Below are 16,293 nucleotides of genomic sequence, written 5' to 3' on the forward strand. Positions count from 1 at the left end.
CAGTGTTGTTCATGTTTTGGTCATCTTTAAAGGTTGTCCTGTGCACCTTGCGCCTCTTTTTGCACTAATACTGTGCGCTTTTTCTGCGAGCGCTTCCGCCGCGACCAACTACCCTGCGGGTGCACACATGCCAGGCTTGTTCCCCGGTGATCTTTTGCACTCGGTAGCTCGATACGTTGCGTCGAAGGTGAGCATCTCGGGCGCCTCAAACCGCGACGATGGCCAAGCCTCCAATACCCTGGGTCTGGTCAGTGACGACTTGGGCTGGTCAGCGCACCGTCTCGGATTACATTATCGGGATCGATCGTCTCATCGTGACGAACAGGAGTTCAGTGCCTGGACGCTGAGTTATGGCCTCACCGTGGCAGACATCAATCTGGGGATTGAATTTCGAAACCGGGATTCCAGGGGCGTCAAAGAGGGCGACGTTGGCAGGTTTGATACTCAGAGTGAGCGAAACGCTCTCACTATCGATGGCCGGAGAGCCGTATTCTCCTGGCGCGGGGTTTCGATGAGCGGTGTGTTCAGTCATTCCACAGGGCGGTCCCGTGTGGCCGATGCGACGGGGCGGATGGAGCAGTCCCAATATCAGGTTTCGACATTCGGCGTGGAAATAGAAAAAAGCCACGAGTGGCCAACGGGCCTTTGGTCATCTGCAAATCTTCGGGCAATCAGCGGCGTTGATTCCAGGCAAGAGGCCGACAATCTGGGCAGTGATTACATTACCGATCAGTTTCGGAAGATCGCTTTGTCGGCATCGCTTAGCAAAAAGGTCTTGGCGTGGAACCTCGGCATCGATGGCAGGTACCAATTTGCGCCGACCAATTTGCCGTCCTCAGAGCGACTGCAGATAGCGGGGGAGGCACTGTCGAGCGGCTTTCATGGTCAATACCGAACTGTGGATGAAGGAGGTTGGTTACGCCTTCAGGCAGGAAGCCCTGGCTTGCCGGTGCCCACCCTTTATGGTGCGCACTCCTATCTTCAAATTTCCCTGTTGCGAAGCTGGGCGCCAGGCGTTAAGGCTGAAGCACAGTCAGACGGCGGGGCCAGCGTCGGTGAGCTGTCTTTGCAGCTGGATGCGGACGATTTCGTTGCTGCAATGAGCGTGGGCAAGATGCTGACCGCGTCCGCCCCCTCCATGACCCGGGTTAGTCGGCCCAATGTGTCTCTCTCTTTATTCCTTACCTTGTAAATTCCCTTAGCCTCCAGCTGAAAGTGTTAACAATTAATCCCTCGCACGTTTTGGATTGTTGACAATATAAGGCTTCGGGCGTACTTTTGTTTGAAAATAATCCAGATTGTTGACAAACAATGCCTGAAGAAGCCGAAAAAACCTACACTCGAGCAGACGAAGCTTTCGATTGTATACAGACGTCGATTGTCAAAGGCGAGCTCGCCCCGGGGGAAAAAATTGGCGAGCTGGAGTTGTGCACCCGGTTCAATCTGACCCGAGGGCCTTTGCGAGAAGCATTGGGGCGCCTCGAATCCCGAGGTTTGCTGGTTAGACGCCCCCACGCCGGTGTGAAAGTCGTGTCGGTGAGTGCATCGGAGCTTGTAGAGCTTTATCGGATTCGTGAGGTAATGGAGGGGTTGGCCGCTCGGCAGGCGGCCGAACGGATGACCGACAGCGAAATCGCTGATCTGCAGGCCACCCTGGATGCTCACGAGCAAATGATCGACGAAGCCCAGGGACAAGCCTACTATCAAGCCGAAGGGGATTACGATTTCCATCACCGGATCGCCACGGGTAGCCGCAATACCAAACTGGCCCAGATGCTACTGGGCGATCTGTATTACATGGTGCGAATGTACCGATACCGGTTAAGCACCTCAGCCGGGCGCCCCCATCGTGCGCTCGGGGAACACCGCCGTATCGTCGAAGCCATCGCTCAGCGCGACGGCGAACTCGCAGAATTTCTGATGAAAAGGCACATCAACGCTGCTCGCCGAAATATCGAAAAACAGATTCAAGATGGCGTGTTAACTATTTGAGTTAATTCGAACCAACTAATTCGAACGAAGAGGAAATGCACTATGTCCAGCAAACTATCACCGGGCGCACGTTTCCGGAAAGCCCTGAACGAAAATAAACCGCTCCAGATTGTTGGGACCGTCAATGCCTACAGTGCAATGATGGCTCAGAAAGTAGGGCATCAGGCAATCTATCTGTCCGGTGGCGGTGTGGCCAACGCCTCTTACGGTTTACCAGATCTCGGAATGACCACGATGAACGACGTGGTTGAGGACGTTCGTCGGATTACTGCAGCCAGTGATCTGCCGCTGCTGGTGGATATTGACACCGGTTGGGGTGGTGCCTTCAATATCGGCCGAACCATTCGGGAAATGGAACGTGCCGGTGCTGCTGCTGTCCACATCGAGGACCAGGTTGCCCAGAAGCGCTGCGGACACCGGCCTAACAAGGAGATCGTCTCCCAGGAAGAAATGGTCGATCGTATCAAGGCGGCCGTAGACGCCCGGGAAAACGATGATTTCTTCATTATGGCTCGCACCGATGCGTTCCAAAAGGAAGGCCTGGACGCCGCCATCGAGCGCGCGAAGGCCTGTATCGAGGCCGGGGCAGACGGTATCTTTGCGGAAGCGGTTACCGAACTCGAGCACTACAAAGCCTTTTCCGAGGCGCTGGATGTACCGATTCTGGCCAACATCACCGAGTTTGGCGCAACACCTCTTTATAACCGCAAAGAACTGGGCGAAGCCGGCGCTGACATGGTGCTGTATCCGCTGAGCGCTTTCCGTGCCATGAACAAGGCGGCCCTGACCGTTTACCAGAACATTCTGGATAAGGGCGATCAGAAAGACGTCGTTGATCTCATGCAGACGCGGATGGAGCTCTACGATTTCCTGAACTACCACGAATTTGAACAGAAGCTGGATCAGCTCTTCCAGCAACAAAAAAACTAAATTGATACCTGACTGATGATCATCCTGAGATGAGGGAGAGGAACAATGGCTGAAGCGAAGAAACTCGAAGGCGCTGGTCTGCGCGGACAGGTAGCTGGTCAAACGGCGCTGTGTACTGTCGGTCAATCCGGAGCAGGCCTGACGTATCGAGGTTATGAAATCGCCGATCTGGCCGAAAAGGCGCAGTTTGAAGAAATCGCTTACCTGCTTTTAAGGGGCAAGCTGCCAAACCGTCAGGAGCTCGACGCCTACAAGCAGAAGCTACATAGCCTGCGTGGTTTGCCGGATGCGCTGAAGACTGTACTGGAACAAATCCCGAAAGACGCCCATCCCATGGACGTCATGCGGACCGGTTGTTCTATGCTGGGGAATCTGGAAACCGAAGCGGACTTTTCCGAGCAGGATGACAAGATCGACCGTATGCTGGCGGTCTTCCCATCCATCATCACTTACTGGTATCGCTTCGCCCACGAGGGTGTTCGAATCGAAACCGACAGTGATGTAGATTCCATCGGTGGCCACTTCCTCGAGCTGCTGCACGGCAAAAAGCCCAGCGAGCTGCATGAGAAGGTGATGAACGTGTCCCTGATCCTCTACGCCGAGCACGAATTCAATGCTTCCACTTTCAACGCCCGCGTTTGTGCCTCCACTCTGTCGGACATTCATAGCTGCGTGACGGGCGCCATCGGTACCCTCCGTGGGCCGTTGCACGGTGGCGCTAACGAAGCCGCCATGGAGCTTATTCAGAAGTTCCAGACAGCGGACGAGGCGGAAGAAGGCCTGATGGGCATGCTGGCTCGGAAAGAGAAGATCATGGGCTTTGGCCATGCCATCTACAAGGAATCTGACCCGCGTAATGCGATCATCAAGGAATGGTCCAAGAAGCTGGCGGATGAAGTCGGCGATACCGTGCTTTACCCGGTGTCGGTCCGTTGTGAAGAGGTGATGTGGCGCGAGAAAAAGCTGTTCTGCAACGCCGATTTCTTCCACGCGTCGGCGTACCACTTCATGGGTATTCCGACCGAGCTGTTCACGCCTATTTTTGTGATGTCTCGGGTTTCCGGTTGGACCGCACACGTGAAAGAGCAGCGGGAAAACAACCGCATCATCCGCCCCAGTGCCGAATACACCGGCCCGGCGGACTCGAAGTGGGTGCCCATCGACGAGCGTCCATAAAACTGGCATGGCGCTCTCGAGCGAGTTGAGGAGAGCGCCGGTTTTCGCCCACACCTTCGATTTTCCGATATGAGTTTCTGGCCATGAATACTGACTACCGCAAACCGCTACCGGGCACCGACCTGGATTATTTCGATACTCGCCAGGCTGTTGAAGACATTCAGCCTGGCGCCTACGAAAAGCTTCCTTACACCTCGCGGATTCTGGCAGAGCAGTTGGTTCGCCGTTGCGATCCCGAGATGCTGACTGATTCCCTGAAACAGCTGATCGAGCGCAAGCGGGATCTGGACTTCCCGTGGTATCCCGCCCGTGTGGTGTGTCACGACATTCTTGGCCAAACCGCCCTTGTTGACCTGGCTGGTCTCCGAGATGCGATTGCGGAGAAGGGCGGTGACCCGGCCAAGGTTAACCCGGTCGTGCCAACGCAATTGATTGTCGATCACTCACTGGCAGTTGAGCACGCGGGCTTCGAGAAAGACGCGTTCGAAAAGAACCGGGCGGTCGAAGACCGTCGAAACGACGACCGGTTCCATTTCATCAACTGGACCAAGACCGCGTTCGAGAACGTGGATGTGATTCCACCGGGCAACGGCATCATGCACCAGATCAACCTGGAGAAGATGTCTCCGGTAGTGCAATCACGTGGCGGCGTGGCGTTTCCGGATACCTGTGTGGGTACCGATAGCCACACCCCGATGGTCGATGCGCTGGGCGTTATTTCTGTGGGTGTTGGCGGCCTGGAAGCTGAGAGCGTCATGCTAGGCCGAGCATCCATGATGCGGCTTCCGGACATTGTTGGTGTTGCGTTGACGGGCAAACTGCGCCCGGGCATAACCAGTACCGATATGGTACTGGCCCTGACAGAATTCCTGCGTAAGGAACGGGTGGTCGGTGCTTATCTTGAGTTCTTTGGCGAGGGCGCCGACAGCCTGACGGTTGGCGATCGCGCAACGATCTCGAACATGACGCCGGAGTATGGTGCAACTGCCGCCATGTTCTACATCGATGGCCAGACCATTGATTATTTGAAACTGACCGGGCGCGAAGACGAGCAGGTTGCGCTGGTTGAGAACTACGCCAAGCACACAGGCCTGTGGGCCGATAGCCTGAAGTCCGCGGAATACGAGCGGATTCTGACCTTTGATCTCTCGAAAGTTGAGCGGACCCTTGCCGGCCCTTCCAATCCCCACGCGCATCTGCCCACCTCCGAGCTCGCCAAGCGCGGAATTGCCGGTGAATGGGAGCAGGAAGAGGGCAAGATGCCGGATGGTGCGGTCATCATTGCTGCGATCACCAGCTGCACAAACACCTCTAACCCGCGGAACATGGTGGCCGCTGGCTTGATCGCCCGTAATGCTAACAAGCTGGGCCTTACCCGAAAGCCATGGGTTAAGTCCTCGCTGGCACCGGGCTCCAAAACGGTCAAGATGTATCTGGAAGAAGCCGATCTGCTGCCTGAGCTGGAGAATCTTGGCTTTGGTGTTGTCGCCTTTGCCTGTACCACCTGCAATGGCATGAGTGGTGCGCTGGATCCGAAAATCCAGAAGGAAATCGTTGACCGGGATCTCTACTCAACGGCTGTTCTGTCCGGCAACCGTAACTTCGACGGCAGGATTCATCCCTACGCCAAGCAGGCGTTCCTGGCATCACCACCGCTGGTTGTGGCGTATGCGATTGCAGGCACTATCCGCTTCGATATTGAAAAGGATGTCCTGGGTTACGATCAGGAAGGCAATGCCGTCACTCTGAAAGACATCTGGCCGAGCGATGAAGAAATCGATTCCATCGTGAAAACCAGTGTTAAGCCGGAACAGTTCCGTAGCACCTACATTCCGATGTTCGACATTACGCGTGATGCTAACGCCAACACTAACCCGAACTACGAGTGGCGTCCGCAGAGCACGTACATCCGCCGCCCGCCTTATTGGGAAGGTGGATTGGCCGGGGAGAAGGCGCTCAAGGGAATGCGGCCGTTGGCGATCCTGCCAGACAACATCACCACCGACCACCTGTCGCCCTCCAACGCCATTCTTATGAACAGTGCGGCTGGTGAATACCTGCACAAAATGGGCGTGCCGGAGGAAGACTTCAACTCCTACGCGACCCACCGTGGTGATCACCTGACGGCACAGCGCGCGACCTTTGCCAACCCGAAACTGTTTAATGAAATGGTGCGGGATGAAAATGGCAATGTGAAGCAAGGTTCGCTGGCGCGAGTTGAGCCCGAAGGCAAAGTGACACGCATGTGGGAAGCAATTGAAACCTACATGGAGCGTAAACAGCCGCTGATCATCATTGCCGGTGCGGATTACGGTCAGGGCTCCTCCCGTGATTGGGCGGCCAAAGGCGTTGCCCTGGCGGGCGTTGAAGCCATTGTTGCGGAAGGGTTTGAGCGAATCCACCGCACCAACCTGGTGGGTATGGGCGTTATGCCCCTTCAGTTTGAGGACGGCACAACCCGTCAGACCCTGGCACTTGATGGCACCGAGACTTACGACGTGGAAGGTGTTGCCGCGCCGAGAGCGGAAATGACGCTGGTTATCCATCGAAAGAACGGCAGTACCGAGCATGTTCCGGTGATCTGTCGCCTGGATACCGCCGAGGAGGTCTCCATCTATACCGCGGGTGGCGTTTTGCAGCGGTTTGCCCAGGACTTCCTGGAGGCGGAGGGCGCCGCATGAGCCATCCAGCGCAGGTAAGAGTTCCCGCCACCTACATGCGTGGCGGTACCAGCAAGGGCGTGTTCTTCCGGCTTCAAGATCTGCCTGAAGTCGCCCAAGTCCCGGGTGAAGCCCGGGACAAGCTGCTGCTACGGGTTATCGGCAGCCCGGATCCTTATCAGAAACAGACCGACGGTATGGGCGGTGCCACCTCGAGCACCAGCAAAACGGTGATCTTGGCCGAGCCGACCCAGCCCGACCACGACGTCGACTACCTGTTCGGGCAGGTGTCTATCGACAAGCCGTTTGTGGACTGGAGCGGTAATTGTGGAAACTTGACCGCTGCCGTCGGTGCCTTTGCCATCAACAGCGGCTTCGTGTCCCAGGACCGGATTCCCGAAAATGGCTTTTGCACCGTTCGTATCTGGCAGGCGAACATTCGGAAAACCATTGTTGCCCAGGTTCCGATCACTAATGGAGAAGTGCAGGAAACCGGCGATTTTGAGCTGGACGGGGTCACCTTTCCCGCAGCCGAAGTCCAGGTGGAATTCATGGACCCCGCCGATGGCGACGGAGCCATGTTCCCTACGGGCAACGTGGTCGATGATCTGGAGGTTCCGGGTGTTGGAACCTTGCGCGCTACCATGATCAATGCCGGTATCCCCACCATCTTTATTAATGCCGAAGATATTGGGTACACCGGTACCGAATTGCAGGACGCCATTAATGGCGACCCCAAGGCTCTGTCCATGTTCGAGACCATTCGGTCTCATGGAGCGGTCAAGATGGGGCTGATTGGTCATGTGGACGAAGCAGCCAGCCGACAGCACACCCCGAAAGTGGCGTTTGTAGCGGCTCCAGCCGACTACGTGTCTTCCAGTGGCAAGCAGATCAGGGCCGGAGACATTGATGTCCTGGTGCGCGCTTTGTCTATGGGCAAGCTGCACCACGCCATGATGGGAACGGCTGCTGTAGCGATTGCAACGGCTTCTGCCGTGCCGGGCACACTGGTGAACCTGGCTGCCGGTGGCGGTGATCGTACTGACGTCACCTTTGGTCACCCCTCGGGCACCTTGCGTGTGGGGGCAGAGGCCAGCCAGGTGAATGGTCAGTGGACGGCGACCAAAGCAATCATGAGCCGCAGTGCCCGAATCCTCATGGAGGGGTGGGTTAGAGTACCAGGCGGATCGTTCTGACAAATGGTGTTGTTTGGGTGGCGGGTGCTATGGCGGCCGCCACCGAAACAGTTCGGAGTTCGGCCTTAATCTATTTCTTGAGAACTCTTCTTGAGATAAGCCCCATCACACAGAGCACGATCAAGGCTAAAGAAGAGGGCTCTGTCACTTTTAGGACCCCTGATCCCAACACTCCGGATAGCAGGGATTTAGTCGATCGCGTTCTAGACCATAAGTCACCGGCCAGTTCGGTGTTGTAAGAGAATCTGCGGAAGTCGGCATCGTACCTTCTCTGGCCGATTGAACGGGGCGCTGCTCTGTAATTACTCCAGACAGATGTGACTCTGTTGTCTCCAAGCTCCACGCCTTCCTCAATGTCCACTGCTCTAATCCTATCGGCTTGATCCGCGAACAACAGGACCTTTGCGTCTGCACTCACATCATTCAATCCGATGGGTGCGGCAGCTGAATATCCGCTGAAAATGACTGAACTCCAAAACAAGAGAGCAATGACATGAACTTTCATGATGGTTTCCGTTCTCGATTTGGCTTCACGAGGCCTGAACTCAAGCCACGGCCGCCTTTGAAAAATCACGCAAGCGGAATACCAGAAAGGGTTTAACTAAACCAAAACATGCGTGTTCAGATTGCCTGAGGAAAACGGGGTAGTACCGACTGTAAAAAAAAGTGACATCTGCGAACGACGGAAGGTACGTGCCAGCGAGTTCACGGCGCAAGTCTCCAGATTTCGCCTCAGTGAGCTAGGCTTTTTAGAGCGAACGATCACAACGACAATTGGGGATCCCGATTATGGCCCAAAATACGAACCAGAATCTGCGTCCGGACTACGATGAAGTTCTAAAGGACATTGCCGACTACGTGCTCACCTTCCAAGTAAACAATGACGAAGCCTGGCGGACAGCACGTTATTGTCTGATGGATACGCTTGGCTGTGGTTTGCTCGCATTGCGCTTCCCGGAATGCACGAAGCATCTGGGACCCATCGTTGAGGGAACGGTCGTACCTCATGGGGCCCGAGTGCCAGGAACCTCGTTCCGCCTGGATCCAGTCAAGGCAGCCTGGGACATTGGCTGCACAATTCGCTGGCTGGACTACAACGACACTTGGCTGGCGGCGGAGTGGGGGCACCCTTCGGACAATCTGGGCGGGATACTGGCGGTGGCGGATCATCTGTCCCAGCAAAGGGTCGCTTCGGGCCAGGCGCCATTAACCGTTCGTACGGTGCTTGAGGCCATGATCATGGCGCACGAAATTCAGGGTGTTCTGGCGCTGGAAAACTCTTTCAATCGTGTTGGCCTGGATCACGTGGTACTGGTCAAAGTTGCGTCAACTGCAGTGACAGCGAAGCTGATGGGCGCTAACCGTGAGCAGATACTCTCCGCACTTTCGCATGCCTGGGTTGATGGGCAGGCCTTGCGTACCTATCGCCACGCCCCCAACGCGGGATCCCGGAAGTCCTGGGCGGCAGGTGACGCAACCTCTCGGGGAGTCCGCTTGGCTGATATCGCGATGCGGGGAGAGATGGGGATCCCTGGTGCGTTAACGGCGCCACAATGGGGATTTTACGACGTCTCTTTCAGTACCACTAACAAGGACCTGAAACTCAAGCCTGAAAATGAAAGGGAGTTTTCATTACCCCAGGCTTTCGGCTCCTATGTGATGGAAAACGTGCTGTTTAAAGTGTCGTTCCCGGCGGAATTCCATGCCCAAACAGCGGCTGAGGCCGCGATCACTTTGCATTCCGAAGTTCGGGGTCGGATTTCCGATATAGATAAAGTCGTGATCACCACGCACGAGTCGGCAATTCGAATCATTTCAAAGCAGGGAGCTTTGGCCAATCCGGCAGATCGTGATCATTGTTTGCAGTATATGACGGCAGTTCCCCTGATCTTTGGGGCACTGACGGCCGAGCATTATGAGGATGGGTTCCACGCTGCACATCCGATCATCGATGAGCTTCGTGAAAAAATGGAGGTTGTTGAAGATCCCCGATACACGGCGGAGTATCTTGAGGCGGATAAACGGTCGATCGCTAATGCCGTGCAAGTGTTTTTCAAGGACGGTACCTGCACAGAGCAGGTCTTGGTTGAGTACCCGATTGGCCATCGACGTCGGCGAGAAGAGAGCATCCCCCTGCTCGAACAGAAATTCCGGAGCAATCTTTCGACACGTTTTCCTGCCCACAGGTGTCAGAAAATCGTTGATCTGTTTGCCGATCAGACCGCCCTTGAAAGCACGCCTGTACAGGTCTTGATGGATCAATTGATGATTTGACTTGCCGCCAAGAGATGCAGAGCTGCCGCTGTGTTGCGGCGGTTCTCAAAAATTATGTGTTTTGTTGAAGATACATAGAATTACATTAGACTCAAGGAAGACCGGAGTTACCGCTGCATCGGATGTGCGGCATCAGGCTCGGATGAACAACACAAGGAGTTGGCGTGGCTCACGTCAGATTGTTCAGGCATTACATACACCTTCCCTTTGTCATACTTGGCCTGATTGATTTATTGGTGTTGGTCTTCAGCTTCCTGCTGGCCACCTTTTTTCGCTACTTCGGCGACCTCAGCTATTTCCTCGACCATCTTGTTTTTCTGATTCCCTCGGCCATTGTTTTTTCGCTGGTCAATCTTCTGATCATGATTGCGATCGGTGTCCATCAGGCCCGGCTGGAAGAGGGCATGTCGGGGATGATGCTCAGGACCATTCTGGCTTTAATTGCTGGTGTTCCGATCGCTGCTTTCACCTACCTGCTAGCCAAAGAGTGGTTGTGGTACCTGAGCTCCAGTGGCGTTCTAACCTCTGCATCCGTGTTCGGTTTTTTCCTGTTAGGTATTGTCCGCTCGGTGTTCTTTGCCGTAGCGGGCAAGGACACCTTTAAACGCAAGGTACTGGTGCTGGGCTCAGGATCCCGGGCAAATCGGCTACTTGAAGATCTGAAAACACCTTTTAACCGGAAAGGTTTCACGCTGATTGGTTTTGTGCCCCTGCCTGGGGAGCAGCAGAAAGTACCGGAAGAGTACCTGATTCATCCTCCCTTAACGCTTCAGCAATACATCCACAGGCACCCGGTCAGGGAAATCGTGGTTGCTGTGGACGACCGCCGGAAAGGTCTGCCGATGGAGGACCTTCTCGAGTGCAAAATGGAGGGTGTCAAAATTGTTGACGGTGCCACTTTTTATGAGCGCGAATCCCGGAAAGTCGCCCTGGAGATGATTTCACATGGTTGGCTTGTCTTCTCAGACGGTTTCACCGTGTCGTCAGTCTTCGGGATTGGCAAACGATCCCTGGATGTCCTGGCCGCAACTACGCTGCTGGTCCTTGGCCTGCCGGTCATAATCCTGACCGCCATCGCGATCAAAATTGAGGATGGTCTGAAAGCACCTGTGCTCTACAGTCAGGAACGGGTGGGGCTTAACGGCAGGGTGTTCAGGGTTCACAAGTTTCGATCAATGGCCATCGATGCGGAAAAGAATGGCGCGGTGTGGGCGAAGAAAAACGATACCCGTGTTACCCGTGTTGGCGAGTTCATCCGCAAGGTCAGAATTGATGAGTTGCCTCAGATTTTCAATGTGTTCAATGGTTCGATGGCCTTTGTCGGCCCACGCCCGGAAAGACCCGTGTTTGTTGAGCAACTCGCGAAAAAAATACCGTTATACAGTGAAAGACACCGGGTGAAACCTGGCGTCACCGGTTGGGCCCAGTTGTGCTTCGCCTATGCTGATAATGAAGAGGACACGCGCGAGAAGTTGAGATATGACCTTTACTACATAAAGAATCAAAGCCTGCTGCTCGATTTGTTGATTATAATTCAAACAGTCGAAGTGGTATTGTTTAAAAAAGGATCAAGGTAGTTTCGGGGTTATGCTGTTCCCGGAACATGGAATGAAGCAAGGACTTGTAGAGAGGATTCACAATGTCACGGATGTACACCCTGCCAGGGCTCGCCCTGTTGTTGACCGTTACCCTGATTTCCGGCTGCGCCGGGCCTTCCGCCTCCTCGAGGGACAAAATCCAGCAAGCACTCAGTGTCAGCACGACCAACAGCGTCGACGAATATTTGCTCGGCGTGACCGATGTTGTTCGAGTCTCTGTCTGGCGCAATGAGGACCTGAGTATTGAGGTTCCTGTCCGTCCAGATGGGAAGATTTCAGTACCGTTGGTTGGCGATGTTCAGGCCAGTGGCCGAACTCCTCAAGCCCTGGCAGACGATATCGAAAGCTCTCTTGGTCAGTACATACGCCAGCCGCAGGTGAGCATTGTGGTCACGTCCATGGGCAGTCATGAATTTACTGACCGGGTGAGAGTCACCGGAGCCGTCACGCAACCGGTTTCCGTGCCACACCGCTCTGGCATGACCGTACTTGATGTGGTTTTGGGAGCAGGAGGCGCCACTCCGTTTGCGGCCCTGAATAAATCCATGCTCTATCGCACGATTAATGGCGAGATCATCGCTATTCCGATTCGGCTGGACGATATTCTGAACAATGGGGATGTCACAACAAACTACGCGATTAGGCCGGGTGACATTCTCAGTGTTCCTGAGCGAAATTTTTGAGCATCCGTTGTAGAAAAGGAATTTTACCAACTTTTTCGTGAGTTAAACGCCATGGCACTGCCTTTGTCCCGGTTACCATTTGAGATTGCGCAGGAAGTCAGGGCCAGAAAGTGGCTGGCTTTGCTTCTGTTCGTTGCGGTGAGTTTTGGTGTTCTCGCCGCTGGCTTTCTCTGGCCTTACAAGTATGAATCGGAAACCGTCATCTTTATTGATGACCAGAACATCATCCGGCCATTGATGGAGGGCAGTGCGGTTGCGACACAGATCAACGATACAACGTCTGCCGCGCAGGAGTTGCTCTGGAGCCGGAGTATCCTGGAAAAGGTGGTCACCGATGACGAGATTTACGGTGAGGAACTGGTTGATGGTAACCGTGAGAAATTCGAAGCCCGAATCGCTGATTTAAGATCAAACCTTACCGTTGTTCCGCGGGGCGACAGTTATTTTGCGATTGTGTATCAAGCAGGCTCGCCCATGAAGGCATTTCAAATTGCCCAGCGCATGGGGCAATTATTCATTGAAGAAACCAATAGGCGCAAACGGTCTGAGAGTCGCAATGCTTATGAGTTCATCAATAATCAGGTTCGCAGCTACGAGAATCAATTGGCGGCCGCAGAAACGCGTTTGCAGGCCTTCCTGTCGGAGAACGTTGACGGTACAGAGAGCGCGGCCAACAGTCGTCTGGATAGCCTGAGAAGTCAGCTTGAGCTTGCCCAACTGGAAAAGTCTGAGCTCCAGGCCAGACAACGGTCGCTCGAGTTTGAGCTCACGAGGGTTGATCCTACAATCCGTCAGGGACGGACTCAAGACGCCTACCAGACTCGCATAAGTGCCATGGAAGAGCAGCTGGATACCCTCCGATTAAAATACCACGACACTTATCCGGACATCGTTATTCTGCGGGAACAGCTGCAGGAACTGAGGCGTCAACGGACTCGGGAGCTCGCCAGTCGGGTACCTGAAGCTGCGCCAATCGGAGAGGAGTCCGTTTCCAATCCGGTGTTTCAGGACATCCAGACTGAACTCACCGCAACACGAGCAAACCTCCAGACCATCAACTCCCGCATTAACAGTTTTCAGCAACTGCTGGCAGACCAAGCCGCCCGCATGGAGCGGATCCAGGAAAAAAGAGCCCAGTATCTCGAGCTGACTCGCGATATGGAGGTCAACAAGGAAATCTACGATGACCTTCTCAAGAGACGTGAGAAAGCTCGGGTTTCCATGCACTTGGATGTCGAAGGGCAGGGTTTGAATTACCGCATAAATGAAAAAGCGCAATTTCCTTTATCAGCCTCAGGGCCTGGGTTTGAAATTTTTGCGGCGGCGGGGCTGTTCCTGGGTATAGCGGCGCCTTTCGGCCTGGCAGCCGGTCTCCTCCAGGTGGACCCGCGAGTGCGGGCTCGGGAGCAGCTGGAGGAAACCACTGATTTGCCGGTGCTGGTTGAGTTGCCAAAGGTTCGTACACCTTTCGAGCAGCGTCGAGATCGCAAAGTGTCTGTGGTGATCTGTGTATTTGCCGTTGCAGCGACCCTGACCTATCTGGCGGTATCCGGCGCAGCGCTCATAGGGGTTTTGGAATGAATAAGCAAAAAAACAACACTGACCCCGAAAAAAATACAAAGGACGACCAATCAGTGATCGGAGACGATGTCGAAAACGATCGGGAGCAGGGTCACTGGATGAAGAGCCGAAATGGCTCGAATTCAACCGGTGCATCTACGTCTGAATGGGATGATTCGCGCATGCTGGTGCCCAGTTCTTTGGAATTGGGCACGGGTTCCGTCGATAAGTACGTGATCAGCAAGCAGATCGTACGCATGCAGGAGCCGAGACGGCTCACTCCGGACGACATGGACGAGCGAAGAATCGTCTATCCAGAGTCAAAAAACAGGACCTTGGTCAATCGTTTCCGTGACTTGCGCACGAAGCTGCTGGAAGCATCAGGGGGCAACAACTTCACAATTGTGGTGAGTGCGACCAATCGAGGTGCGGGCGCGTCTTTTGTTTCGCTCAACCTGGCAGCGGCCTTCGCTTTTGACCAATCGAAAACCGCCGTTGTCATCGACTGCAACCTTCGGGATCCGTCCCTGCACTCAACGCTCGATATCCTGCCCGAAACGGGATTAACGGATTTTCTCGATGATCCCGACTTTGACATCGCGAGAATCCTATACCCAACGGGCATTCCACGATTGCGGCTGATCCCGGCGGGTAGTCGCCGGGAAACGCCCAGCGAATTTTTTACCTCGTTCAGAATGCGACAGTTTCTTCAGGCTGTCAGGCGTCGTTACCCTGACCGGTTTATCGTGCTCGATACGGCGCCCATTACTGAATCCCCGGACGCGCGCATCCTTTCCGAGTTGTGTGACTACGCCATGTTAGTGGTCCCCCATGGTCGGGTAACACCGAATCAAATAGACCAGGCGGCTATTGCTTTCAATCCACAAAAGTTTGTGGGGACGGTTATTAATGGATAGACAGCAATTTCTTATCTTTTGGTTCCGGCAAAGCCTGAATGTTCTCGTGTTTCTCGCGTTATCTGCCGGCATTGTTCGGGCCGAACCCGCGGTAGTGACACTGGGGTTGGATTCTCGATTTTCTGACAACATTCGCCGGGCACCCTCGAATGAGGAGTCCGACTTAGAGTCGAGATTGTCGATTGGTATTCAGCATATTTCCGACCCGGACACTTGTAATTCGGGTTTGTCAGCAAGGACTGCCTACAGGTACTGGTGGGATGACAGCTTTGATCCCGAAACAACGGCTGATGCCGATTTTCTGGGCGACTGCCGGTTAGGGCCAAATGTCGTTTGGGAAGTCTCTGATTACCTGCGCGATGTCGCCCAAAGTAGTAGATCTAACGACACGCCGGATAGTCGCACCCAGAAAAACGTTTTTCGTACCGGGCCTGTGGTTACCCTCAGAATGGGGGCGGTTGACGAACTCTTGCTCTCAGCGGCCTATGAAAACACGGAATTCCGGGAACCCGAACAAAAAGATGGTGAGCGCCACATAGGTACAGTGGGTTGGAATCACTTATTCAGCCCCTCGTTCACGGCTGGTCTGAGTGCCAGCATTGATCAGTCGGAGCTGGACACGGGGGAGGAGATTGACCGCGTTACATACAGCCTTCCTTTCACCAAAGCCTGGGCTGCAACAGTGTTGAGTGGCAGTTTTGGTTACGGCCAGATCGAAACAAAATTGATCAATCAGCCAACGCGCGAATACGAAGCCTTCGTGAGCAACCTGCTCCTGGTGCGGCAGATCAATGCCTCCACTGAACTGGAACTCGAAAGCAGCCGGGAATTGACTGATCAGACCGCAGATTTTGATAGCCGGTTTGATGAATTCGTTTTTGATCTGGAACAGACCAGTGCGGTTGAAGTCACCGCCTTACGGCTGGGTATCAATAACGATCTCAGTAACGGGGCAGAGCTGGACATTGATTTTTTTGCTAGTCGCTCTGATTACCTGGATATAGGAATCCAAGAGGATAACCTGGGTGTTGATGCAAGCTTTCGTAGACCTGTCACGGGCCAGCTTACTGGACTGTTGGGTGCGCGCTATGTGTGGTTTGACTATTCATCGGATGATACTCAAGACCAGATAGCGCAGGTAAATGCTGGGATCGAGTTTCAATTGAATCGACAGTTGAATTTTGTGAGCAGCGTCGGGTTTGAGAGACGAACCAGCGATGTGCCTAGTCGGGAATTCGACGAAGCCTGGATTTTGGCCGGATTGGTTTACCAGTTTCGTTAGCCTTTGAAATAAAGGAACAGCTGGA

General features: G+C 54.3%; 12 protein-coding genes. All 12 read left to right on the forward strand.

Translation table 11 applies throughout. From position 1 onward, the window contains the following. Positions 1–127: 127 nt before the first annotated feature. The 12 genes from FGO67_RS10310 to FGO67_RS10365 all read left to right on the forward strand — a co-directional run bounded on the left by FGO67_RS10310 (position 128) and on the right by FGO67_RS10365 (position 16,268). Positions 128–1,192, forward strand: a complete 1,065-nt coding sequence (locus FGO67_RS10310) for a ShlB/FhaC/HecB family hemolysin secretion/activation protein (protein WP_203300611.1) — start codon at positions 128–130, stop codon at positions 1,190–1,192. Positions 1,193–1,311: 119 nt separating this feature from the next. Continuing rightward, on the forward strand, positions 1,312–1,992 hold the full coding sequence (locus FGO67_RS10315; RefSeq protein ID WP_203300612.1) for a GntR family transcriptional regulator: 681 nt from the start codon (positions 1,312–1,314) through the stop codon (positions 1,990–1,992). Between the two features lie 42 nt (positions 1,993–2,034). Then, positions 2,035–2,922, forward strand: a complete 888-nt coding sequence (gene prpB / locus FGO67_RS10320) for a methylisocitrate lyase (protein WP_041338224.1) — start codon at positions 2,035–2,037, stop codon at positions 2,920–2,922. Positions 2,923–2,967: 45 nt separating this feature from the next. After that, the gene (gene prpC, locus FGO67_RS10325) at positions 2,968–4,098 is read left to right on the forward strand and encodes a bifunctional 2-methylcitrate synthase/citrate synthase (protein ID WP_203300613.1); all 1,131 of its coding nucleotides are present in this window, start codon (positions 2,968–2,970) and stop codon (positions 4,096–4,098) included. Between the two features lie 83 nt (positions 4,099–4,181). After that, on the forward strand, positions 4,182–6,779 hold the full coding sequence (acnD, locus tag FGO67_RS10330; RefSeq protein WP_203300614.1) for a Fe/S-dependent 2-methylisocitrate dehydratase AcnD: 2,598 nt from the start codon (positions 4,182–4,184) through the stop codon (positions 6,777–6,779). After that, positions 6,776–7,954, forward strand: coding sequence for a 2-methylaconitate cis-trans isomerase PrpF (gene prpF / locus FGO67_RS10335; RefSeq protein ID WP_203300615.1), 1,179 nt, complete (start codon positions 6,776–6,778; stop codon positions 7,952–7,954). The genes acnD and prpF overlap by 4 nt, the downstream gene beginning before the upstream one ends. Before the next feature lie 789 nt (positions 7,955–8,743). Further along, complete coding sequence (gene prpD / locus FGO67_RS10340; protein ID WP_203300616.1) at positions 8,744–10,228, forward strand: 2-methylcitrate dehydratase; 1,485 nt, start codon at positions 8,744–8,746, stop codon at positions 10,226–10,228. 164 nt (positions 10,229–10,392) lie between these two features. Then, on the forward strand, positions 10,393–11,805 hold the full coding sequence (locus tag FGO67_RS10345) for a TIGR03013 family XrtA/PEP-CTERM system glycosyltransferase (protein WP_203300617.1): 1,413 nt from the start codon (positions 10,393–10,395) through the stop codon (positions 11,803–11,805). A 62-nt stretch (positions 11,806–11,867) separates the two neighbouring features. After that, positions 11,868–12,509: an XrtA/PEP-CTERM system exopolysaccharide export protein gene (locus FGO67_RS10350; protein WP_203300618.1), complete on the forward strand. Its 642-nt coding sequence runs from the start codon at positions 11,868–11,870 to the stop codon at positions 12,507–12,509. Positions 12,510–12,560: 51 nt separating this feature from the next. Beyond that, positions 12,561–14,090: an XrtA system polysaccharide chain length determinant gene (locus FGO67_RS10355; RefSeq protein WP_203300619.1), complete on the forward strand. Its 1,530-nt coding sequence runs from the start codon at positions 12,561–12,563 to the stop codon at positions 14,088–14,090. Further along, positions 14,087–14,986: a P-loop NTPase family protein gene (locus tag FGO67_RS10360; protein ID WP_238942328.1), complete on the forward strand. Its 900-nt coding sequence runs from the start codon at positions 14,087–14,089 to the stop codon at positions 14,984–14,986. The genes FGO67_RS10355 and FGO67_RS10360 overlap by 4 nt, the downstream gene beginning before the upstream one ends. Beyond that, complete coding sequence (locus tag FGO67_RS10365) at positions 14,979–16,268, forward strand: outer membrane beta-barrel protein (RefSeq protein WP_203300620.1); 1,290 nt, start codon at positions 14,979–14,981, stop codon at positions 16,266–16,268. Before FGO67_RS10360 ends, FGO67_RS10365 begins: the two co-directional genes overlap by 8 nt. The last annotated feature ends 25 nt before the right edge of the window (positions 16,269–16,293 follow it).

This window comes from Marinobacter sediminum, from assembly GCF_016820575.1.
GTDB lineage: Bacteria > Pseudomonadota > Gammaproteobacteria > Pseudomonadales > Oleiphilaceae > Marinobacter > Marinobacter sediminum.

Bases quoted from the DNA above. Each gene is read 5' to 3' on its own strand.
- prpF (WP_203300615.1), top strand. From the start codon at position 6,776: ATGAGCCATCCAGCGCAGGTAAGAGTTCCCGCCACCTACATGCGTGGC.
- FGO67_RS10315 (WP_203300612.1), top strand. From the start codon at position 1,312: ATGCCTGAAGAAGCCGAAAAAACCTACACTCGAGCAGACGAAGCTTTC.
- prpD (WP_203300616.1), top strand. From the start codon at position 8,744: ATGGCCCAAAATACGAACCAGAATCTGCGTCCGGACTACGATGAAGTT.
- FGO67_RS10355 (WP_203300619.1), top strand. From the start codon at position 12,561: ATGGCACTGCCTTTGTCCCGGTTACCATTTGAGATTGCGCAGGAAGTC.
- acnD (WP_203300614.1), top strand. From the start codon at position 4,182: ATGAATACTGACTACCGCAAACCGCTACCGGGCACCGACCTGGATTAT.
- FGO67_RS10360 (WP_238942328.1), top strand. From the start codon at position 14,087: ATGAATAAGCAAAAAAACAACACTGACCCCGAAAAAAATACAAAGGAC.
- prpC (WP_203300613.1), top strand. From the start codon at position 2,968: ATGGCTGAAGCGAAGAAACTCGAAGGCGCTGGTCTGCGCGGACAGGTA.
- FGO67_RS10350 (WP_203300618.1), top strand. From the start codon at position 11,868: ATGTCACGGATGTACACCCTGCCAGGGCTCGCCCTGTTGTTGACCGTT.
- FGO67_RS10310 (WP_203300611.1), top strand. From the start codon at position 128: ATGCCAGGCTTGTTCCCCGGTGATCTTTTGCACTCGGTAGCTCGATAC.
- prpB (WP_041338224.1), top strand. From the start codon at position 2,035: ATGTCCAGCAAACTATCACCGGGCGCACGTTTCCGGAAAGCCCTGAAC.
- FGO67_RS10365 (WP_203300620.1), top strand. From the start codon at position 14,979: ATGGATAGACAGCAATTTCTTATCTTTTGGTTCCGGCAAAGCCTGAAT.